The organism is Pseudomonas sp. NFACC37-1 (genome assembly GCF_900101575.1).
Lineage (GTDB): Bacteria > Pseudomonadota > Gammaproteobacteria > Pseudomonadales > Pseudomonadaceae > Aquipseudomonas > Aquipseudomonas fluorescens_AA.
Genome location: NZ_FMUZ01000026.1, coordinates 62,426 through 83,352, shown reverse-complemented (window position 1 = coordinate 83,352; position 20,927 = coordinate 62,426). Strand labels below are relative to the sequence as shown.

Here is a 20,927-nt window from a genome sequence, read left to right as displayed (position 1 = left end):
CGCGGATCGCCTGACCTATGATTTGCGCCGCGATTTAAAGACTGGGACAGGCCACAGTTTTGAGTTCACTCATCATCAGATCGTGATCTGTTCCCATTTCTTCCCCTCCGTCCCGGATTGAGAATACGGAGGGAAGACCGGCATCAGCATCTTGACTGCTAGTATCCAACTGGATACGGTTTGCCCATGAATTATCTCATTCAGTAAACGCAGACGTTTACTGCTTGGCATTCATCGGTTCGTGATCTGCGAGCAAAAATCGCTATCGCCCGCCGCATTGATCGCGCCGCAGCAGGTAACCTGGGCGATGTGAAACCTGTCGGTGATGGTGTTTCAGAGTTGCGTGTGGATGTAGGCGCTGGCTACCGGGTCTATTCACCATGCGCGGTGGAGTGGTCATCGTGCTACTGGCTGGGGGCGACAAGTCTTCACAGAGTGCTGATATCCGGCGAGCGAAGAAATTGGCAAAGGAGATTTGAGCATGAGCCAACACCTGACGACATTTGACATGGCCGCACTACTCGATAGCGACGAAGCGATCAGTGAATACCTTTCCCAGGTGTTGGCTGATGGTGATAGCGAGGAGTTTCTCCGAGCGATCGGCTATGTAGCCAAGGCCCGAGGCATGGCGCAGATCGCTAAAGACTCCGGCATGGGACGAGAAAGCTTGTACAAGGCGTTCGCCCCCGGATCAAAACCGAGATTCGATACCGTACTCAAGGTCATTCATGCGCTAGGCATCGATCTTCATGCGCAGCCTGGGCATGCGGCTAATCATTCACCTGTCTGAAGAGTGGATTAGAGCGGAGACTGGGAACAGGCCACGATTGTGAGTTCATCTGTATTCAGCCTGCCTCTAATCGTGGTCTGTCCCCGCTTTCTCCTCCCGCTTTCTCCTTTCGTCACCCTGACTGGTTTTGGGGGATTTTATCAAAGACCTTGAAAGGGCTGGCTCTTAGAACGACGTTTGGACTATAGGGCCTCGCTGGAGAAATCATCAATCAGATGATGCGTAAGAAGATTTCCTGAATTATGTGGGCGGGAAATGTCGGAAAATTCCCTTCTGCAATTTGCGTTCAAGCCAGTCATCTGCTTGGCTTGCCCATGGCCACCGGGGCAAGGCGGGCAGTCTCATCGACAACGCCCTCTCTTAACGGACAAGCGCCAGGCAAGGTGTTTTCGACGGTCTAAAAGGATTTTCCTGGAGGCTTGACGATGATTTATGGAGTTTTGGCCTACGTGCAGCAGTTCTATAACTGGCTGACGACGGGCAACAACATGACCCCTCCAGAAAATGCCGGTGGCGCTGCGCCCGTACGTGCCCAAGTGGTCCAAGGTGGGGGCCATCCAAATGTCCAGCAGCAAGCCCCAGGTGTTCAGCAAAATGCGGTCATACCACCGCAGAATGCGGGGTTCAATGGTGTTCCGTTTCCGCCTCCGCCGCCCATGAACGGGCTTAACGTCATGAACATGAACGTGGTTCCTGCTGCTCTCAGCTTGCAGGAGGCCCTTGTCAGTCGAGAGGTCAGGGCGTTGCGCGTGCGTGCCAACGTGCGGGCTCGACAGGGCGAGAGCGGTCATGTCCTGGCCCGGCATCATCCCTCCCTGACGGACCAGCAACTGATGGACAGGTTGTTGACTGGCCTCGATCCGGAAGGTGAGCCGGCTCCGACCAGTGGTGTCAGTTCGCGTTTTGCCTCCGAGGATGTGTTTTTCGAGTCGTTGCGGATGGTCCATATCACAATGACCAACGCGCTCGTCAAGACGCGTCGCTTGCTCAAGCCTAACCTCGATGCCTGTGCCCAGGCCGAAGCGCTGTTCCTTAATGCCGTGGGCGTTCAGCGGGGGCTTGCGCAAACGCAGCGGACAGAGGCCTACAGCGATTTGCGCTTGGCGATTCAGTCACTGACAACCTTGCCTGATCATCTTCCGGTGGAGTGGGATAACGTTCGACGCTGTGTCGTCCTGTATCCCAAATATGTCATCAACCTGCATCAGCGCGTGCAGGCTGGAACGGGGTTCTATGGCACCGGCCCGTTACCCAATACGGTCGTCAATGGTCGACTGCCCAAGGGGCTCGGCAAGCAAAGAACGATGCAAATCTATGCGCGTGTACAGCCTTTCAATGGCCCCGCCGACAACACACTCACCGTCTTCGTCACGCCCGATTCGCCGATGAATGCGTTTGGCCGCAAACACAGCGTGGAAAGTTGGGGATTGATTACTCATTACCCCCAATATCATGAGGAAGGTAACGTTCGCATCACGGGTAGCAATTGAATTTAAATGTGGTGCGGGCGATGTCAGAAAAGTCCCCTAAGCGCCTGCGTTCAGTCCCCTTTTTATCCCGCCCAACCCGCTCCGCAACCTGCATGATCACAGCCCAAAGCTTTGTAACAATTGGACTAATGGTCTATAGCTCAAGGCATGGCTGCCGATAGGTAAGTTAATCCCCATGAAAGGAGTGACACCCCATGTTGCGGTTTTTCGCCGATCTGGGCTTTCGCTGGAAAATCACCCTTCCGATCGCATTCCTGGCTGTGTTGCTGGTGCTGATGGGGTGGGCGGGCATGCGCGGTATTGGTCAGGTGACTGAATCCAGTACGCAATTGACCAAACGTTATCTGCCGGCGATCAGCCTGCTGCTCAACGCTGATCGTGATCTTTATCAGGCTTTCGTTGCCGAGCGCAGCCTGCTGGATGGCCATGCCGACGAGCATATTCAAGCGCTGGGCACCAGTCACAGCGAGAATGCGAAGCAGGCTTATGACCGCGTGCAGAAATATGCCGCGATGCAACCCGGTGCCGAGGCGCAGGCCTTGGTCAGTCAGTTCAATGACAGCTTCGGGAAATGGATGCAGGTTTCGCGGCGGGTCGTCGAACAGTCTGTAAGGGATCCGCAGGGCGCTAGTGCCCTGAGCTTCGGTGACAGTGAACGCCTGTTCGAAACCATGCGCGACTCCATCGACAAGCTCGGTGAGCTGGAAGATGCGGCGTCCCATCGCGAAGGTGACGCAGCGATTGAAAACGGTGAGACGGTCGGCGTGCATCAAGGCGTGATTCTGCTGGTCGGCCTGCTTGGTTGCATCCTGGTGCTTGTCGTTCTGCCACTTGTGGTGCTGAGCCCTATGCGTCGACTGCTGCACCGCGTCGAGCAGATTGCCGAGGGTGGTGGCGATCTGAAAGGCCGTCTGGAGGTCCGTTCGGCCGATGAGTTGGGCCAGCTGGGCAGTGCCTTCAACCGTTTTCTCGACAAGTTGCAGCCATTGATCGCCGAGGTTGGACGGGTGACCGGGGAGGTCGATTCCGCAGCGCGTGCCATGGCCGATATGGCCGCGACGAATGACCGCTTGATCAGCAGCGAACATGCGGCGCTCGATCAGGTCAGCACCGCCGCCACCCAGATGAGCGCGGCGGTGCATGAAGTGGCGCATAACGCGGTGAGCGCCTCGGATGCCGCGCAACAGGCGAGCAGTCAGTCTCGGGACGGTGCCGAGGTGGTCAGCAGCACCATCGAGTCGATCCGCCAGTTGGCCCAGGAAGTGGAGAGCGCTTCGGGCACGATCGAGGCACTGGCCCAGGAAACCTCCAGCATCGGCGCCGTGCTCGAAGTGATCCGGGGCATTGCCGAACAGACCAACCTGCTTGCGCTGAACGCAGCCATCGAGGCGGCACGGGCGGGTGAGCAAGGCCGTGGTTTCGCTGTCGTGGCCGACGAAGTCAGGGCCCTGGCGGCACGCACCCAGGACTCGACCAAAGACATTCAGGTGCGCATCGAGCGCTTGCAAAGCGGTGTCGCCAAGGCCGTGCAAGCCATGCAGGTCGGCAGCAGCAAGGCCCGGGACAGCGTCGAGCGCGCCGCGGGGGTCGATGAGGTGCTCAGCGGTACCAGTGGCTCTATCCAGCGGATCAACGACATGGCCGCGCAGATCGCCAATGCGTGTGAAGAGCAGAGCAGTGTCACCGAAGAGATTGCCCGCAACATCTCCGACATTCGCGACTTGTCCAACGAAGCGGCATCCAATTCCGCCCAGAGCATGCAGGCCAGTCAGCAGCTTTCGAGCCTGTCGAGAAACCTGGCGGAACTGACCGGCCGCTTCCGTACCTGAAGCCGGTGGTGTGGTGCCTACTGGCGACCTCCTGCGAGCCCTGCATCAGCAGGGCTTCGTCCTGATGCCCGGTGTGTTGGATGCCGGGCAGATCGCAGTCCTGTGTTGGTCGATCCGGCTTTTGACCTGCCGATACAGGTGTGTTGGGCGACCACCAGGAAGCCGAATACGATTGAGCCTGGCTCAGTCAGATCCAGACATCGTTCACCGCCGTTCGCTCATTGGTTTCTTCGCCGGTATTGATCACACCGCGGGGCTCGATCAACAGCAGTTTCACTTCCTGGGCGGCGCTGGGCTTATGCTCCACACCTTTTTTGACCACGTACATCTCGCCCGGGCCAATCGTCACCGCGCCGTCGCGAAAATCGATACGCAGCTCGCCCTCCAGCACGATGAAGGTTTCATCGGTATCGGCGTGGGCGTGCCAGATGAAGTCGCCTTCGAGCCGGGCGATCTTGAATTGGTAGTCGTTCATTTCGGCCACGACTTTCGGCGTCCACTGTTCCTGGAACAGGGTGTACTTCTGAGCGAAGTTGATGGGGGCGTAACGGGTCATCGAGGCATCTCCTTGGTGGGGTGGTGCGTCCTACTTTAGGGTTCGAGCCAGCGTGCGTATTGGATGATCGTGCAGCTTTTTGCGCCGCGCAGTCGCTGTCCTAGCGTCGCATGTTCAGCCAGCGTGCCGGTGAAATACCGAAGGCCTGGGTATGCAATCGGGTCATGTGGCTCTGATCGAAAAAGCCACAGGCCAGGGCCACTTCGCTCAATGGCGTACCGTGGAATGCCAGGCGTCGGGCTTCACTCAAGCGGCGCTGGGTGATATAGCGATAGGGGCTGGTGCCGTACAGCGCCCGGAAGTCCCGGGACAGACTCCATCGGTCCCTGCCGCTTGCCTGCACCAGATCGTCCAGGGTGATCACCTGGTCGAGGGCATCGTGGATGAACAGGCGGGCACGCTCTGCCGCCGGGTAGTCGATCAGCCGCCGTCCACGCCTGCTGCCCGCCGCAATGTCGAGGGCCTGGGCCACATCGTAGATGGCGTCCTCTTCCTCCAGCGGGTCGAGGGGATGATCCAGGCTGTTCAACAATCGACGGGTTGCGATGTTGAGGCGCGGATCGCTGGACAATCCACCTTCGATGAAGGGCAGCGGCTTGCCCCCCAACACCTGCTGGATCACCGACGGTTCTATGTAGAACATCCGGTAGCGAAAGCCATCGCGGGTCCCCGCTTCGCCATCGTGCACTTCGTCCGGGTGCAGGACGATGGTGCCGCCGGGCTGGCTGTGACGCTTGCTGTGGCGATAGTTGAAGCTCTGGACGCCCGAAAGCGTGATCCCGATGGCGTAGGTGTCATGGCGATGAGTGGTGTAGCCGTGCCCACTGAAATAAGCCTCGATGCGTTCCATTTTCCTCGATTCAGGCGCCCGCACCAGCCAATCGCGGTTGTGGATGGATCGAGTCATTTGCACCAGCCTCCTGTCTTCGTCCGCATTACCCTACCTGCCTGGAAACCATCGTCACAGCAAAAAAGCGGAACCGATGTAGGAGCTGTCGAGTGCAACGAGGCTGCGATCTTTCCCCTGACACTTGAATCTCAAGCGAAAGATCAAGATCAAGATCAAAAGATCGCAGGCTTCGCCAGCGCCTACAGACCCCGCTTGGCGCTGTTCAGATCTCTTTCACGGGCGTCTCGTCATGAACGTTCTTGATCAACCTGACGGCATGAAGGCAGTCACTCTTGTTCACATAGGCTTCGCCACTGGCGATCGTTTCGTGGTTGCCGGCTCTCAAGCGCCAGCGCCATTGGCCTTTTCCGGTGTTCGGGGTGCCTCGGGTCTGTCGATAGATTTCAAAATACATCGGTTCGCTCCCTGCGATTCATTTACTCAAGACATGCGTTGAACATGTGGCTGCAAGCCTAGCCAAGTGGTTGGTTTTGGCTATGGGAAATTCGTTTCCATTGGTTATCAGATATTGCTGGGCATGAGCCCTGGTTGGGAATTTGACCGTAGCCATATAAAAAGTCATGTTGCGAACATGTGGTCGACTGAAGTTCTGGCTGGATCCTTGCGTTGCCCTGCCTGGTCCTGCTTAATACGGTTCGACGCCTAGGGCCGGAAGCCCGATGGGACTGAAAACACTATAAGAAAAAGAGCCATCAAGTGACTGAATATCCAGGAGCGGATCTGCAAGGTCGTCTAGCGCTTTCGCTTGTCATTCCGGTCTATAACGAAGCCCAGTCCATCGATTTGTTCATGGCCAGGATCGATCAGGTCTTTGCCCATGAATCGCTGGTGAGCCTGGAGCTGGTGTTCGTCAACGACGGCAGCGTGGACGATACGTTGGCGCTGCTGCTGGACAGGCAGAAGGCCGACCCGCGTATCCGCATCGTCGACCTGAGTCGCAACTTCGGCAAGGAGGCCGCGTTGAGCGCGGGCCTGCAAGCCGCCCGTGGCCAGGCGATGGTGCCGATCGACGTCGATTTGCAGGACCCTCCCGAAGTGATCCTGGACATGATTGCCCATTGGCGCAACGGCGCCGAAGTGGTGCTGGGGCATCGGATCAATCGCGACTCCGACTCATGGGCCAAACAGGTTTCCGCCAACGGGTTCTACCGGCTGCACAATAAAATCGCCGACCACAAGTTGCCGGAGAATGTCGGCGATTTCCGCTTGATGGATCGCTGTGTGGTCGATGCCCTTCTAACCCTGCCCGAATCGCGCCGCTTCATGAAAGGGCTGTTTGCCTGGGTGGGGTTCCGGACCACCCACGTGGACTATGTCAGGCCTGAGCGGTCCGCCGGTGAAAGCAAGTTCAATGGCTGGCGCCTGTGGAATTTTGCCCTGGAAGGCATCACCAGCTTCAGCACCGAACCGCTGCGTATCTGGACGTACCTGGGGCTTTGCGTCTCGCTGGTGTCCTTTGCGTTCGCCATGTTCATCGTGTTGCGGACCCTGATTTCCGGGGTCGACCTGCCGGGCTATGCCTCGCTGATGGTCGCGGTCACCTTCCTGGGCGGACTGCAACTGATCGGCATCGGCGTGCTGGGGGAATACCTGGGCCGCACCTATATCGAATCCAAGCGTCGGCCGGTTTTCCTGGTGCGGCGCATTTATGACCCCAAGGACTGACCATGGATCTCAAGGAAACCGACATCCTCGGTCCCGATATCGAGCAGCATTGGTACTACCGATCGAAAGCGCGGGCCATGCTCCACATGCTCAAGGGCACCTCGGCCAGTACGTTGCTGGACGTGGGCGCCGGGTCGGGCTTTTTTTCCCATCACCTGCTGACCCATACCCCAACGGCCCAGGCCTGGTGCGTGGACATCAGCTATCCGGCCGACTCCGACGCCAGCACCGCCGGTAAACCGGTCCGCTACCGACGCGCCATCGACACCTTGGACGCCGACCTGGTGTTGCTGATGGATGTGTTGGAGCACGTGGATGATGACGTGGGCCTGCTCAAGGCCTACGTCGACAAAGTGCCGTCCGGCAGCCGCTTCCTGATCACTGTGCCGGCGTTCCAGTTTCTCTGGAGCGGACATGACGATTTCCTCGAGCACAAGCGCCGCTATACCCTCAAACAACTGGAAAGCGTCGTGGCGCAGGCCGGTTTGCAGGTCCAGCAAGGGGCGTATTACTTCGGCCTGGTATTTCCCATTGCCGCCGGCCTGCGCCTGTTGCAGCGCAAAGCTTCCGGGGCACCGGCCAAGTCGCAGCTTGCGCGGCACCATCCGCTGGTCAATGGCGTGTTGAGGACCCTGTGCAGCCTGGAGCGTCCATTCATGGGGGCCAATCGTATCGCCGGCCTGACGGTGTTCTGCCTGGCGCAGAAGCCGTGACCTGGACGCACTCGCCGCTGCTGCGACGTGCCTTGCGCTTTGCCATGACCGGCCTGTTCGTCACCGCGGTCCATGTGGTGGCTGCCGTGCTGTTTGTGCACCTGATCCTGGCCAACCCGCCACTGGCCAACGGTTTCGCCTTTGTCGTCGCGACGGTGGTGTCATACCTGATCAACACCCTCTGGAGCTTTTCCAGCCGCTTGCATGGTCGCACCCTTGGCCGTTTCGTCGTGGTATCGATCGGCGGGTTCGGGTTGGCGATGCTGGTGGCCTGGGTAGCCCAACGTGTCGGCCTGGATTACCTGGCGGGCATCGCGGCCGTGGCGCTGATCATCCCTGCGTTCACCTTCATCCTGCATAATTTCTGGACGTATCGATGACCGTTCGCGGCAAGCATTACCTGGTTTCCTTGTTGCCCATACTGCTGGGGACGCTGGCGTTCCTGCTGGTGATCGGCCCGCGGGTGCTGGACCCGACGAACATCGCCTGGTTGGGGGAGGGCGATGCGGCGACCCATTACATGGGCTGGGCGTTTTTCCGCAGTTCGCCCTGGACCTTTCCGTTAGGCATGAACCCTTCCTATGGGTTGGAGTTGGGCAACGGCATCATTTTTTCCGACTCCAATCCGCTGCTGGCATTTGTGTTCAAACCCTTCAGCGCCTGGCTTCCCGAGACGTTCCAGTATTTTGGCCTGTGGTTGCTGGCCTGTTTCATCCTGCAAGCCTGGTTCGGCTGGAAACTGGTCGGCCTGCTGACGCCGTCGCTGTGGATCAGGTTGTTGGGTACCGGGTTGCTTGTGTTTTCGCCGCCGATGTTTCTGCGCATGGGCGGGCATCTGTCGCTGTCCGGGCATTTCCTGATCCTGGCGGCCTTGTACCTGGCGCTGATGCCCGGTTTGCAAAAACGCCGGCTGGCCTGGGGCGGGCTGTTGGCCGCCACAGCGCTGGTACACGCTTACCTGTTGGCCATGGTGGCGTTGATCTGGCTGGCGGACCTTGCCAGCCAGGCCAGCAAGGGCCGGGTGTCCCGGCGCGATACCTGGATCGAGCTGGTTGGCTTGTTTTTGCTGGTTGCGTTCTGCTGCTGGCAGGCGGGTTACTTCAGCGTGGGTGGCGGGACCGTGGCGGGGGGTTATGGGCTGTATCGCCTGAACGTAATGTCGCTGGTCAACCCCAGCGGCTGGTCACACACCTTGCGCGACATGCCCCAGGGCCCCGGGGACTACGAAGGTTTCAACTACCTGGGATTGGGCGTCCTCATGCTGGCGATCTGCGCTGGCGTGGCATTGCTGCAAGGCAACACCGGTTTGGCGAATGCCGTGCGCCACAGGCGACTGTTGCTGTTGGCATTGATCGGGCTGACGCTGTTTTCGCTGACCAACCACGTCGGCATCGGCATGCTGAATATGCACTACTGGCTGCCCAAACCCCTTGAACTCCTGGCAAACGTCTTTCGCGCGGCCGGCCGAATGTTCTGGCCCGTGTTCTACGCCATCGTATTTGTCGTCATCTTCGCGGTGATCCGCGGTAACAAGCCACGGGCAGCGGCGTGCCTGCTGGCCATCGCCCTGGTGGTGCAAGTGCTGGATACCCGCGCGGGATGGGCCGGCCTGCGCCAGAGCCGGATGGTGCCGGCGGCCTCGAGTTGGCCCACGGCCATGACCGATCCGTTCTGGGCCAGCGCGGCCCGTCAGTATTCGAAAGTCCGGACGCTGTTGCCGCAGAACCAGCCGGACAACTGGCTGATGACCAGCCAATACGCCTTGGCGCATGGCTTGGAAACCGATGGCGTGTACCTGGGACGCATGAGCGACCGGGCGATCGAGCGAGCCCAGGGACACGCCGATCAGATGCTTGCCAGCGGCCAGTACGCAGCCGATTCGCTGTACATCCTCGACCCTCGCGCCGCGCTCCAGGCGGCGAAAACCGTCAATCGCCAAACCGACCTGTTGACCCGTATCGACGGCCTCGTGGTGTTGGCGCCGGGCTGGAAAACCTGCGCCCAATGCCCGCCGTTTGCCGACGAGACGCTGGACATGCAGGTCAAGCTCGGTGAGCGCCAGGTGTTCAGCCGAATCAACGCCATGTTGGCCGAGGGCTGGGGGCGCGTCGAGGAGTGGGGGACCTGGTCGGAAGGGCCCGAGGCTGAGATTGTTTTGCGCATACCGCCAGAAGCGCGGGCCATTTCGATCGAAGCGGCGGCGTTCGTGCAGCCCACGCACGCGCGCCAGCGGGTGGAGATCTTGATTAACGGTGTTGAGGCGCTGTCGACGCAGTTCACGCGCCTGCAGGACAACACCCTTGAACTGCCGCTGACACCGGCCATTCGTGAAACGATTGGCGCGGATGGGCGGTTGCGCGTGCATTTCCATTTGCCTGATGCCATCAGTCCCAAGGTGCTGGGGTTGGGGAGCGACGAGCGAGTCATGGCGCTGGGACTGAAATCATTGACCGTAAGGTAGGTCTTCTTTACTTGGGTCAGCGATTGCTTCACTGGACCGCGCCCGTAGGAGCTGTCGAGTGCAACGAGGCTGCGATCTTTCTCAAGACGCTTGCGTCTCAAGCAAAAGATCGCAGCCTTCGGCAGCTCCTACAGCCCCGCGTGGAATCAAGGACCAACTCTTTGGCGGTATTACACCGGTGCTTCGCCTTTTTGCGCATAGACGCGCAGCCCCCGGCGTTTCTACACTGCAGCCAGTGAAGGAATCGGGGGCAGTGGATGAACCGCAACGAATTGCGCAAGGCCGACATCAACCTGATGGTGGTTTTCGAAACGTTGATGCTTGAGCGCAACGTGACGCGGGTGGCGGAAAAATTGTTCCTGGGCCAGCCGACCATCAGCTCGGCCCTCAATCGCTTGCGCAAGATGTTCAACGACCCGCTGTTCATTCGCGTCGGCCATCGCATGGAGCCGACGGCCCGGGCCGAGGAGATCATCCAGCATCTCTCGCCGGCGCTCGATTCGCTGTCGGTGGCTTTGAGCCTGACCCACGATTTCGATCCCGCCAACAGCACCATGACGTTTCGTATCGGCCTGTCGGACGACGTCGAGTTCGGCTTGTTGCCGCCGCTGTTGAGCAGCCTGCGGCAAGAGGCGCCGCAAATCGTGTTCGTGGTCCAGCATGTCGATTACTGGCGCATCCCCGATTTGCTGGCGTCAGGCGACATCACCGTGGGCATCAGCCAGACGCGCGGCCTGCCGGCCAATGCCAAGCGCAAACTGTTGCGACACATTCAACCGCGCGTATTGCGTGCCGATGCATCGGACACGCCGCTGACCCTGGACGAGTACTGCTCGCGACCTCATGTGCTGGTGTCCCATACCGCCAACGTCGCCGGGTTCGCTGATGAATGGCTGGCCGAGATCGGACGCACGCGCCAGGTCGTGCTGTCGGTGCCGCAATACAGCGCATTGCCAGCGTTGCTGGCCGGCACCGACTTGATCGCCAGCCTGCCGGACTATACCGCCGTCGCCATGGCCGCTTCTGGGCACCTGTTCAACGAACCCTTTCCTTTCAAGACCCCGACCCTGGATTTGTCCATGGTCTGGCTGAGCCATGTCGACAGTGACCCGGCCGAACGCTGGTTGCGGTCGCGGCTGGAGGCCTTCATGGGCGAACGCACGCCTCTGGCAGAGTCCTGATACCGGCCCGAGGCGAAACAAAACCTGCCTGAACGAATAAAGTCGAGGTAAGGTTATGACGGCTGAACCCCCCTCGTCATATTTTCGAATCGGAGTCGAACACATGCCTCACCTGCACATGGAGTACACCGCCAACCTGCCCGAGCTGAAGGCCGAGGTCGCACTGCTGCGCCTGAACAATGCACTGGTGGCCTCCGGTCAATTTTCCGCCGAGCACGACATCAAGAGCCGGGCCGTGAAGCACGAGACTTTTCGAGTGGGTACAGGGATCGGTGAGCAGGGTTTCGTGCACGTGAAACTGGCCTTGCTCAGCGGACGCTCGCCGGAAATCAAGAAGCAATTGGCCGATAGCCTGCTGGCGGTGATCCAGGACCTGGGGCCATGGCCGACCGGGGTCAGCGTGCAGCTGTGCGTGGAGATCCTCGACATCGATCGGGACTCGTATGCCAAGGCCTTGATCGGTCAATGACGATCAGGCGTCGTTTGGGCGCAGGCCTTGATGATTTGTTCGCGTAGCCAGGCGTTGGCACTGTCCTGATCGAGGGCCAGGCTCCACTGCATGTTCAAGGTAAACCCTGGCAGCCCCCTGGGCGCTTCGTGGTGATTGAAAATCGCCTCGTTGGCCAGCAGTTTCTGGATGCGGCGGGGCAGGGTCAGGATGAAGTCGGTGCCGGTGATCATCTTCAGTGCGGCACTGTAGCTGTTGGCGCGAGCGGCGATTTGCCGGTGATGCGCCTGCTGCGACAGCCAGCCATCCACCATGTTGGTCGCTGACGCCCAGGGTGTCGGAAACACGTGTCGGCGCTGTACGAACGATTGAAGGCTCAGTTGCGCCTCAAGTGGCGTCGCCCGTTTATCCACGACGCAGACCAGGTCTTCCTGCAACAGCTGCCGGGATTTGAAATCGGTATGGTTGCTGTGGAAGTTCGGGCCGAAGCAGATCACCAGGTCCAGGCTGCCGTCCCGTAGCTCTTCGGCGGGTATGTCGGCTTCGAGCTTGTGCACGTTCACCACCACAGGCAGATTGGCGTAATCGAAGCCTTGCAGCAGTTGCGGCAGGATCAGGTGTTCGAAATATTCCGGTGCGCAGATATTGAAGGTAATGGCTTGCCGGGCCGGATCAAAGGTTGGCCTACCGGCATGGCACAGGTTGATGCTTTGCAAAATGCCGCGCACATGATCGTACATGCCCTCGGCCCTGTAGGTGGGGCGCATGCCGGTGCGGGTGTTGATAAACAGTTCGTCTTCGAAACAGGTTCGCAGTTTCTTGAGGCAATAACTGACGGTTGACTGGCTGACGCACAATGCCTCGGACACGCCGGTGACACTGCTTTGCTCGTACACGGCGCTAAACACCATGAGGTCCTGCATGTCGAGCTTTCTGAGGGAGTTACTGTTCAGCATCCGTTCTGTCTCTCGCTGTGCTCCTTGCGCGGATCTTGCGCAAACCAGGCTGACGATCCTAACGGAACGATGGTGCCAAGAGAATGCCGGGCAGGCGCTTTCATGGTCGGGAACGGGACAGATAATGTAGGGAACACGACGTGTCGATCAACGACCGATTCGTTTGCCTATGTTTAGTTTGCGGCGATCCAAGCTCCATCAAATCCAGGTTTAACCGTCCAGGGTGCCGTGGGACGCTTGCCTGATCTGTTTCCTGTGATGTGCTCATGGACGGTTCGCCCCTGGCATTCCAATACCCTTCATACGCCGCAGTCGACCCGGTCGGCCGGTTCACGCCTGCCATGGCTCCAGTCCTTAGCGCGTTGCCTTCCGAGCTGGCCTTTTGGGCGCTCTGGCATTGCCGGCATGCGCGTCCTCCAGATACTCGTATTTCCTGTTGAGCACTCACCGTGATCGCACAACGGCGAGCACGTATTGACGGCGCTTTGTCGCCCGTCCGACATGGAAATACGAGTCTTCTCATGAGCCTTGCCAAAATTTCTTTTGCACCCGTGCAAGACGCCCAGGCGTTCCTTGCACAGAACCCCGATATCGAGCTGTTCGAATTGTTCATTCTCGATAACAACGGCGTGCCTCGGGGCAAGTTGTTGCATCGGGACGAGTTGCTGGCGGTCTACGAAAGTGGCCGGCCACTGCCCAGTACGATTCTCGGGCTGACCATCAATGGCGACGATGTGGAAAACTCCGGGCTGGTGTGGGACGTCGGTGACATCGATTGCCGTGCCTATCCCATCAGCGGCAGCTTGCAACGCATGCCGTGGCGGTTGATTCCCACGGCCGCAGTGCAGGTCAGCATGCATCCCCTGGAAGGTCGGCCGGCGACCATCGCCGATCCGCGTTATTTGCTTAGCCAGGTGATCGAGGCCCTGCAGGCCGATGGTTATTACCCGGTGATGGCGGCGGAACTGGAGTTTTATCTGCTGGATACGCACCGCGACAACCAAGGCCGGCCGCAGCCAGCACGGGACGCCGACGGTGGACGACCGCATGCCACCCAGGTTTATGGTTTGCGCGAGCTTGAGCAGATCGAGCCGTTCCTGGCCGACCTGTACGCCGCCTGCAAACTGCAAGGCATCCCGGCCCGGACCGCCATTTCCGAATACGCACCCGGGCAAGTGGAGATCACCCTCGAACATCGCAGCGATGCCTTGCAAGCCATGGATGAAGCGGTGCGCTACAAACGACTGGTCAAGGGCGTAGCTCACAAGCACGGTATGCAGGCGTGTTTCATGGCCAAGCCGTTCGATCACTTGGCGGGCTCCGGCATGCACATGCATGTCAGTCTGGCGGACCGCGATGGCCACAACCTGTTTGCCAGTGAAGCCGGCGACGGCACGCCGCTGCTGCGCCATGCAGTGGGCGGGATGCTCGACACCCTGCTCGATTCGCTGCTGATGTTTTGCCCGAACGCCAACTCCTACCGGCGATTCCAAAGCAACAGCTACGCGCCGCTGGCGGCGACCTGGGGCGTGGACAACCGCACCGTGAGCCTGAGGGTGCCGGGTGGCCCGGCATTCTCGCGGCACATCGAGCATCGTATCTGCGGCGCCGATGCCAACCCTTACCTGGCCGCGGCGGCGATATTGGGCGGCATTCATCACGGCATACGTGAACAGTGCGATCCCGGGAAACCTGTGGAAGGCAACGGCTATGCCCAGGTGATCGAACCGCTGCCCACGGACTGGCTCACCACCCTGCGTGCGCTCGAGGCTTCGACCTGGGCGCGGCAAGCGTTTGGCGAGGCGTTCCTGGATGTTTATCTGGCGGTCAAGCGCGCCGAATACCGTCAGTTCATGGGGGAGGTCGGGGAGCAGGATTGGCGCTGGTATCTGCATCAGGCCTGAAACAGGTGCCTGGCGGGTTCCTTAAATAATTATTTAATAGCAACTTTTTCACGAAAAATTGATGGTGGGCTACCTAAAGTTTGTGTTGCCGTAGGAAACGATTTTTTCATGTTTACTGCGGCACTTCTTTTTCAAAGAGCAACTTCAGGAAACCGTCAACCATCATGCTGACTATTAAAGCCGTGCGCCCCGAGTGGGTGACGCTGGCCGCCAGTGCCTTTTTGTTAGTGGGCTTCAACATCGTGCTCTGGCAACACTTGCTGGCGATCACCACGGCTGACGCTCGGGGCCTGCTGATGTGCGCGGCGTTTGGCCTGATGATTTTCTGCGCGTTCAACCTGGTGTTGACGCTCGTGGCCTTCCGTCCGCTGCTCAAGCCCGTGTTGATGCTGCTATTCCTGATCAGCGCTGGCGTGGCATATTTCATGGCCCAATACGGCGTACTGATCGACGCCGGCATGTTGCGCAACTTTGCTGAAACCAATGCCACGGAAGTCCGTGATCTGTTGTCGCTGAAGTTGTTTGCCTATATCGGCTTATTGGGTGTCTTGCCAGGCTGGTTGTTGTTCAAGACCCCGATCAACTACCGTAGTTGGCCCAGAGAATTATTAAGTAAGTTGCTGGTCGGCGTGGCCTCGGCCGCCGTGATCGGCCTGGTCGCCCTGGCCAACTACCAAGGCCTGTCTTCATTGTTTCGTAACCACCACGAATTGCGCTTGATGGTTGTGCCGAGCAACTACATCGGTGCTTCATTCGGGTACTTGCGTGAGCAGGTCGCGTCGGTCAAGCAGCCGTTCATCACCGTGGGCGAAGACGCGAGCCGCAACCCGGCCTGGCAAACCCACGGTCGCAAATCCCTGACCGTCCTGGTGGTGGGCGAGAGTGCCCGGGCCGAGAACTTCGGCATCCTCGGTTATAACCGCGACACCACGCCGACACTGGACAAAGAGGCCGGCCTGATCGCCTTCACCGACGTGCATTCCTGCGGCACCGAAACCGCCGTGTCGGTGCCCTGCATGTTTTCCAACATGGGACGCAAGAACTACGACGCCAGCAAGGCCAGGAATGAAGAGGGCTTGCTGGATGTGCTCAAGCGCGCCGGGCTGGAGGTGATCTGGCGGGACAACCAGTCCGGCTGCAAGGGCACCTGCGATCGGGTCACGTTGCAGGATGTCAGCAATCTCAAGGACCCGGCCTTGTGCGCCAACAGTGAATGCCGCGACGAGATCCTGCTCCAGGGCCTGCAACACTTCATCGACACGCTCGACAAGGACACGGTATTGGTGCTGCACCAGATGGGCAGCCACGGGCCGGAGTACTTCAAGCGCTATCCCAAGGAGTACGAGCATTTCACCCCGGTGTGCGAAAGCAACGCGCTGAACAATTGCAGCCGCGAGAGCATCGTCAATGGCTACGACAACACGCTGGTGTACACCGATCATGTGCTGTCGACCCTGATCGACCTGCTGCGGGCCAACCAGGACAAGGTCGACACGGCCATGCTGTACCTGTCGGACCATGGCGAGTCCCTGGGCGAATACAACCTGTTTCTCCATGGCACGCCCTACATGCTGGCCCCGGAGCAACAGAAACACGTGGCGATGCTGGCCTGGTTTTCCGACAGCTACCAGAAGTCTTTTTCGGTCGACACCCATTGCCTGCAACTGAGCCGGGAAAAGCCCTTGAGCCAGGACAACCTGTTTCACTCGATGCTCGGGCTGCTGGAAGTCAACAGCCAGGTCTACAACCGGGACCTGGACCTGTTCGCCAACTGCCGCGGTGCGGTGATCGACGGTGTCCTGGCGCGGGAGTGAGCGCCTGGACCTTTTTTTCACGCGGGGTTGGTTAACCTGTCATCCAAATCTTTTCCAAGAGCCGTTTGTATGTCCGGGTTACCCCCATCCACCGTCGAACTTGAGTTCGCCCGGCAGCATGACCAGGAACATGCCCAGGTTTGCCGTCGGCCGACACCGCGCCGCTTGCGCCTGGCGTTCTGGCGCGACGAGCACATGGTGCGCAATGCGCTGAAGGTGGCGGGCGAGCCGGGGCTGGTGCTGGATGTGGCCTGTGGGGCGGGGCGGTTCTGGCCGGTGCTGGCCGAGCATGCCAACCGAGTGATCCTGGCGGCGGACCCGTCGCCGGACATGCTCGAACATGCGCTCACTCACCATGGCGGCGCGTTGCTCCAGCGGGTCAGGACCTTCCCGAGTTCGGCGTTCACCCTCGGGCTGTCGGCCAACGCGGTGGATTGTATTCTCTGTCTGCAACTGTTTCGCCACGTCACTGCCAGCGAGCATCGCCTGGCGCTGTTGCGCGAGTTTCATCGGGTCAGTCGCGACACGGTGATCGTTTCGGTGCAAATCGAAGGACGCTTCAAGATCGGCCTGGCCCCGCAACGGAGCCTGGTCGACAAGGCTGATGTGGGAGCCGAGTTCCGCCAGGCCGGTTTCCGCGTGCTTTGGTACCAGGATTTCCTGCCCGGTTTTGCCCTGACGCGTGTTTATGTGTTGCGTAAGACCGGTTAACTCTTGATGTAGGACTATTCTTGCTTTTTCGCAGGCGATTTCTCTCAGGCGGCTGCTCTATGGATGCTCGCAATCGCCGGCGGCGATATATACTGCGCGCCATTCTTCAAGGGAGAGCCGTGTGGCCATCGATATTCACTGGATTCGCGACAACGATAGCCTCGGTCAGTTTTGCGCCGAGTGGCAGCAATTGCCATTCGTCGCCCTCGACACCGAATTCATGCGGGTCGACACCTTTTATCCCATTGCCGGTTTGCTGCAGATCGGCGACGGCAAGCGTGCCTACCTGATCGACCCCTTGACCATCGACAATTGGCAGCCCTTGGCCGCCCTGCTGGAAAACTCGGCGGTGCTCAAGGTGCTGCACGCCTGTAGCGAAGACCTTGAAGTGCTGCTGCGCCTCACTGGCAGCCTGCCCGCGCCGCTGTTCGATACTCAACTGGCCGCCGCCTACCTGAACCTGGGCTTCTCCATGGGCTATTCGCGGCTGGTGCAGGAAGTGCTGGGCATCGAGTTGCCCAAGGGCGAGACCCGTTCCGACTGGTTGCAACGGCCCTTGTCCGAGACGCAGATCAGCTACGCGGCAGAGGATGCCGTGCATCTGGCAGAGGTTTTCGTACAACTGCGCCCGAAACTTTCCGACGAAAAATACCGCTGGGTCCTGGAGGATGGCGCCGAACTGGTGGCCAACCTGCGTCGCGAAGTCGACCCGTACGAGGTCTACCGCGAGGCCAAGCTGGCCTGGAAACTGTCCCGGGCTCAGTTGGCCGTGCTGCGCGAGTTGTGCGCCTGGCGCGAACGCGAGGCGCGGGCCCGTGACCTGCCGCGTAACCGCATCATCCGCGAGCATTCGCTGTGGCCCCTGGCCCGCACTCAGCCGGATAACCTCGGTGCGCTGGCGAAGATCGAAGACATGCACCCGCGTACCGTGCGCCAGGACGGCCAGTTTTTGCTGGACTTGATCCAGCGCGCCGCCAGCATTCCGCCCGAGCAATGGCCGCCGGCCGTGGCCGAGCCGTTGCCCATCGAGGCTTCCGCCCTGGTCAAGCGCCTGCGGGCGTTGGGGCAGGCTGAAGCCGAGCGCCTGGAGATTGCCCCGGAGCTGATGCTGCGCAAGAAAACCCTCGAAGCCCTGATCAAGAGTGGCTTCCCCGAGGGCCCTTACCAATTGCCCGATTCGCTGCGTGGCTGGCGCCGCGAATTGATGGGCCAGACGCTGCTCGACAGCCTGGCCACTGCCGGAGAACAGCCTTGAAACGTATCTGCTCCATCTACCGCAGCTCGAAGAAAAACGAGATGTACCTGTATGTGCTCAAGAGCGATGCCTTGAAGCGTGTGCCCGAGCCCCTGATGGCCGCCTTTGGCAAGGCGATCCATGCCTTCGACCTGGTGCTGAGCCCCGAGCGGGAACTGTCCCGGGAAGACATCAACAAGGTGCTGGAAAACCTCGACACCCAGGGCTATCACTTGCAGATGCCGCCGGCCGAAGACGAGTACATCGAGCATTTGCCCGAAGAGTTGCTGCGCCGCAACGACCCGGTCTGACGGTAGTGGGGGCGCCTGTCCTGGGTGCCTTTTGCAACACTGGAATGGTTTATTGACGACGATCGCAGGGATGGAGCGACACTCTGTCGGCGCTCGTCTGCATTGTTTTTGAAAGGTTTGATTCATGCGCGTTCTGATTGCCGAACACGATCACGCGGTGTATGCCCAGCTTTTGCGTCAGGCTGCACCCGATATTGAAGTCCTGACCAGCGGCGATTCCGCCGAACTGTCGCGACTGGCCGCCGATTGCCCGGTCTGGCTCGGCCAGCCTGATCTGCTGGCCACCCTGTTGCGTCAAGGCCACCAGCCCCGTTGGCTGCAATCGACCTGGGCAGGCATCACGCCGTTGCTGGCCGATGGCTTGAGCCGCGATTACCGCCTGACCCGTGCGGTGGGCATTTTTGGCCAGGTGATGGCTGAGTACGTGCTCACCTACATGCTCGGCCATGAGCGCGAGGTGCTGGCCCGGTTGGTCAGCCAGGTCGAGCGCAAGTGGGACAACCGCCAGGGCCAAGGCCTGGCCGGGCGCAAGGTGTTGATCGTCGGGACGGGGGACATCGGCCAGCGTGTGGCGCAGTTCCTGGTGCCGTTCGGGGTGCAGTTGTATGGCATCGCCAGCGAGGCCAGGACGTTGGCACCGTTTATCGAAGTCGGGGCGCTGAAGGACTTGCCTCGTCTGGTGGGCGAAATGGATTACGTGATCAATTTGCTGCCCAATACGCCGGATACCCATGACATCTACGACGCGGCGCTGTTCAAGCAATTCAAGCCGAGCGGGTTGTTCATCAACGTCGGCCGCGGCGTGGCAGTGGTGGATGCGGACCTGGTGCAAGCCCTGAAGGATGGGCACCTGGCCGGTGCGGTGATCGACGTCTGCCGCCAGGAGCCATTGCCACAGCGCCATCCGTTCTGGACTGCCTGGGGGCTGCTGCTGACCGGCCACAGCTCGGCCCCGACCTCGCCACCGATGATGGTGCAATTGTTCCTGGAAAACCTGCGGGCCTACCAGGCGGGCGAAGCGCTGCGCGGAGAAGTGGATTTCAGCCGGGGTTACTGAAGCCCATTTTCAGTGGTCACAAAAAATGTGTTCGCCACAGAGCAAAATGTGGGAGCGAGCTTGCTCGCGATAGCGGTGCTTCAGTCAACATCAAAGCGGCTGACCTGACGCCATCGCGAGCGAGCTCGCTCCCACAGTGGGCTTTCAGCGGTCACAGAATAGGGTTACAGGGTGAAGTCGCCTTCGGCCACCAGTTCACTCAATGGCCGGCGCGGGCTTGGAACTTCGCGGGCCTGGAGGTATTCGGCCAGGGTCGACTTGTCCCCCAGCTTGCCAATCGCCACGGCGGCGTGCAGGGCGTAGCCTTCCGGAATCTTCAGTTCGGTGCGAGTCAGTTCCTGGTCGAAGCCGGCCATGCCATGGGTGTGCCAGCCGCTGAGGCTGGCTTGCAACGCCAGGTGGCCCCAGGCCGCGCCGGTGTCGAAGGTGTGGGTCTGCGCCGGGGTTTCCTCGGTGGCACCGGGTACCGCGAAGGTGGTTTTCGAGACGATGATCACCAGTGCCGAGGCGTGTTGGGCCCAGCCGCGGTTGAACTCGTTGAGCAATCCCAGGAAACGCTCCCAATTCGGCGTGTCGCGCCGTGCATACAGGAAACGCCATGGCTGTGAGTTGTAGGCCGAGGGGGCCCAGCGCGCGGCTTCGAAGAAGCTCAGCAAGGTTTCTTCGGCAATGCTTTCGCCGGTAAACGCGCGGGGCGACCAGCGTTCGATGAACTGAGGGTGGATCGCGTAATCGGCAATGCGGGAATTGGCGCTCATGGGCTCACCTGGCTCGAGTTTGGAAAGACAATGCAGCAACCTACGTCCCGGCGCCCGGCCTGACAAGTCCCTGCCTACCGACAGTCGCCAATGCTTGGCCTGAGGAGGTCCCGGCACTAGACTGTCGGCCTTTCACTAC

General features: G+C 60.1%; 20 protein-coding genes and 2 pseudogenes. 17 read left to right on the top strand and 5 right to left on the bottom strand.

Annotation, left to right across the window (positions count from 1 at the left end):
- Positions 1–246 precede the first annotated feature (246 nt).
- The 5 genes and pseudogenes from BLP82_RS22595 to BLP82_RS32120 all read left to right on the top strand — a co-directional run bounded on the left by BLP82_RS22595 (position 247) and on the right by BLP82_RS32120 (position 4,109).
- Positions 247–479: pseudogene (locus BLP82_RS22595) on the top strand (type II toxin-antitoxin system RelE/ParE family toxin).
- Positions 480–481: 2 nt separating this feature from the next.
- Positions 482–790: an addiction module antidote protein gene (locus BLP82_RS22590; RefSeq protein WP_072409893.1), complete on the top strand. Its 309-nt coding sequence runs from the start codon at positions 482–484 to the stop codon at positions 788–790.
- A 425-nt stretch (positions 791–1,215) separates the two neighbouring features.
- The gene (locus BLP82_RS22585; RefSeq protein WP_092173170.1) at positions 1,216–2,280 is read left to right on the top strand and encodes a hypothetical protein; all 1,065 of its coding nucleotides are present in this window, start codon (positions 1,216–1,218) and stop codon (positions 2,278–2,280) included.
- Positions 2,281–2,474: 194 nt separating this feature from the next.
- A pseudogene (locus BLP82_RS32125) lies at positions 2,475–3,251 on the top strand (MCP four helix bundle domain-containing protein); the annotation flags it as partial.
- 69 nt (positions 3,252–3,320) lie between these two features.
- On the top strand, positions 3,321–4,109 hold the full coding sequence (locus tag BLP82_RS32120; RefSeq protein WP_371914143.1) for a methyl-accepting chemotaxis protein: 789 nt from the start codon (positions 3,321–3,323) through the stop codon (positions 4,107–4,109).
- Positions 4,110–4,296: 187 nt separating this feature from the next.
- Here BLP82_RS32120 and BLP82_RS22575 read toward each other — a convergent pair whose 3' ends face one another.
- The 3 genes from BLP82_RS22575 to BLP82_RS22565 form a co-directional block, all read right to left on the bottom strand.
- Positions 4,297–4,665: a cupin domain-containing protein gene (locus BLP82_RS22575; RefSeq protein WP_060738754.1), complete on the bottom strand. Its 369-nt coding sequence runs from the start codon at positions 4,663–4,665 to the stop codon at positions 4,297–4,299.
- Between the two features lie 100 nt (positions 4,666–4,765).
- Positions 4,766–5,572, bottom strand: a complete 807-nt coding sequence (locus BLP82_RS22570; RefSeq protein ID WP_092173164.1) for an AraC family transcriptional regulator — start codon at positions 5,570–5,572, stop codon at positions 4,766–4,768.
- 205 nt (positions 5,573–5,777) lie between these two features.
- The gene (locus tag BLP82_RS22565) at positions 5,778–5,969 is read right to left on the bottom strand and encodes a YegP family protein (RefSeq protein ID WP_092173161.1); all 192 of its coding nucleotides are present in this window, start codon (positions 5,967–5,969) and stop codon (positions 5,778–5,780) included.
- 302 nt (positions 5,970–6,271) lie between these two features.
- Between BLP82_RS22565 and BLP82_RS22560 the strand changes: the two genes are divergently transcribed.
- The 6 genes from BLP82_RS22560 (at position 6,272) to BLP82_RS22535 (ending at position 12,064) form a co-directional block, all read left to right on the top strand.
- On the top strand, positions 6,272–7,240 hold the full coding sequence (locus tag BLP82_RS22560; RefSeq protein WP_092173158.1) for a glycosyltransferase family 2 protein: 969 nt from the start codon (positions 6,272–6,274) through the stop codon (positions 7,238–7,240).
- A 2-nt stretch (positions 7,241–7,242) separates the two neighbouring features.
- The gene (locus BLP82_RS22555; protein WP_092173155.1) at positions 7,243–7,953 is read left to right on the top strand and encodes a class I SAM-dependent methyltransferase; all 711 of its coding nucleotides are present in this window, start codon (positions 7,243–7,245) and stop codon (positions 7,951–7,953) included.
- A gap of 44 nt (positions 7,954–7,997) precedes the next feature.
- Positions 7,998–8,333, top strand: coding sequence for a GtrA family protein (locus BLP82_RS22550; protein WP_092173178.1), 336 nt, complete (start codon positions 7,998–8,000; stop codon positions 8,331–8,333).
- Positions 8,330–10,414 carry a DUF6311 domain-containing protein gene (locus BLP82_RS22545; protein WP_092173152.1) on the top strand — a complete coding sequence of 695 codons (2,085 nt, stop codon included), beginning with the start codon at positions 8,330–8,332 and terminating at the stop codon, positions 10,412–10,414. Before BLP82_RS22550 ends, BLP82_RS22545 begins: the two co-directional genes overlap by 4 nt.
- Before the next feature lie 257 nt (positions 10,415–10,671).
- Positions 10,672–11,595: a LysR family transcriptional regulator gene (locus tag BLP82_RS22540; protein WP_092173149.1), complete on the top strand. Its 924-nt coding sequence runs from the start codon at positions 10,672–10,674 to the stop codon at positions 11,593–11,595.
- 103 nt (positions 11,596–11,698) lie between these two features.
- Positions 11,699–12,064: a 5-carboxymethyl-2-hydroxymuconate Delta-isomerase gene (locus tag BLP82_RS22535; protein ID WP_092173146.1), complete on the top strand. Its 366-nt coding sequence runs from the start codon at positions 11,699–11,701 to the stop codon at positions 12,062–12,064.
- Here the strand turns inward: BLP82_RS22535 and BLP82_RS22530 are convergent.
- Positions 12,058–12,999: a LysR family transcriptional regulator gene (locus tag BLP82_RS22530; RefSeq protein WP_092173143.1), complete on the bottom strand. Its 942-nt coding sequence runs from the start codon at positions 12,997–12,999 to the stop codon at positions 12,058–12,060. The two genes, BLP82_RS22535 and BLP82_RS22530, sit on opposite strands and share 7 nt — an antisense overlap.
- Before the next feature lie 536 nt (positions 13,000–13,535).
- Here BLP82_RS22530 and BLP82_RS22525 point away from each other — a divergent pair.
- The 6 genes from BLP82_RS22525 (at position 13,536) to BLP82_RS22500 (ending at position 20,030) form a co-directional block, all read left to right on the top strand.
- Entirely contained in the window at positions 13,536–14,903 is a 1,368-nt protein-coding gene (locus BLP82_RS22525; protein ID WP_170842362.1) for a glutamine synthetase family protein, read from the top strand.
- A gap of 164 nt (positions 14,904–15,067) precedes the next feature.
- Positions 15,068–16,717, top strand: coding sequence for a phosphoethanolamine transferase (locus tag BLP82_RS22520; RefSeq protein ID WP_092173137.1), 1,650 nt, complete (start codon positions 15,068–15,070; stop codon positions 16,715–16,717).
- Positions 16,718–16,786: 69 nt separating this feature from the next.
- Positions 16,787–17,428: a class I SAM-dependent methyltransferase gene (locus tag BLP82_RS22515; protein WP_092173134.1), complete on the top strand. Its 642-nt coding sequence runs from the start codon at positions 16,787–16,789 to the stop codon at positions 17,426–17,428.
- A 121-nt stretch (positions 17,429–17,549) separates the two neighbouring features.
- Positions 17,550–18,683, top strand: coding sequence for a ribonuclease D (gene rnd / locus BLP82_RS22510; RefSeq protein WP_092173131.1), 1,134 nt, complete (start codon positions 17,550–17,552; stop codon positions 18,681–18,683).
- Positions 18,680–18,973, top strand: coding sequence for a YcgL domain-containing protein (locus BLP82_RS22505; RefSeq protein WP_053120094.1), 294 nt, complete (start codon positions 18,680–18,682; stop codon positions 18,971–18,973). The genes rnd and BLP82_RS22505 overlap by 4 nt, the downstream gene beginning before the upstream one ends.
- A gap of 124 nt (positions 18,974–19,097) precedes the next feature.
- Positions 19,098–20,030 carry a D-2-hydroxyacid dehydrogenase gene (locus BLP82_RS22500; protein ID WP_092173128.1) on the top strand — a complete coding sequence of 311 codons (933 nt, stop codon included), beginning with the start codon at positions 19,098–19,100 and terminating at the stop codon, positions 20,028–20,030.
- A 164-nt stretch (positions 20,031–20,194) separates the two neighbouring features.
- Here the strand turns inward: BLP82_RS22500 and BLP82_RS22495 are convergent, their stop codons facing one another.
- A complete protein-coding gene (locus BLP82_RS22495; RefSeq protein ID WP_092173125.1) occupies positions 20,195–20,788 on the bottom strand; it encodes a nitroreductase family protein in 594 nt (197 codons plus the stop codon).
- Between the last annotated feature and the right edge of the window lie 139 nt (positions 20,789–20,927).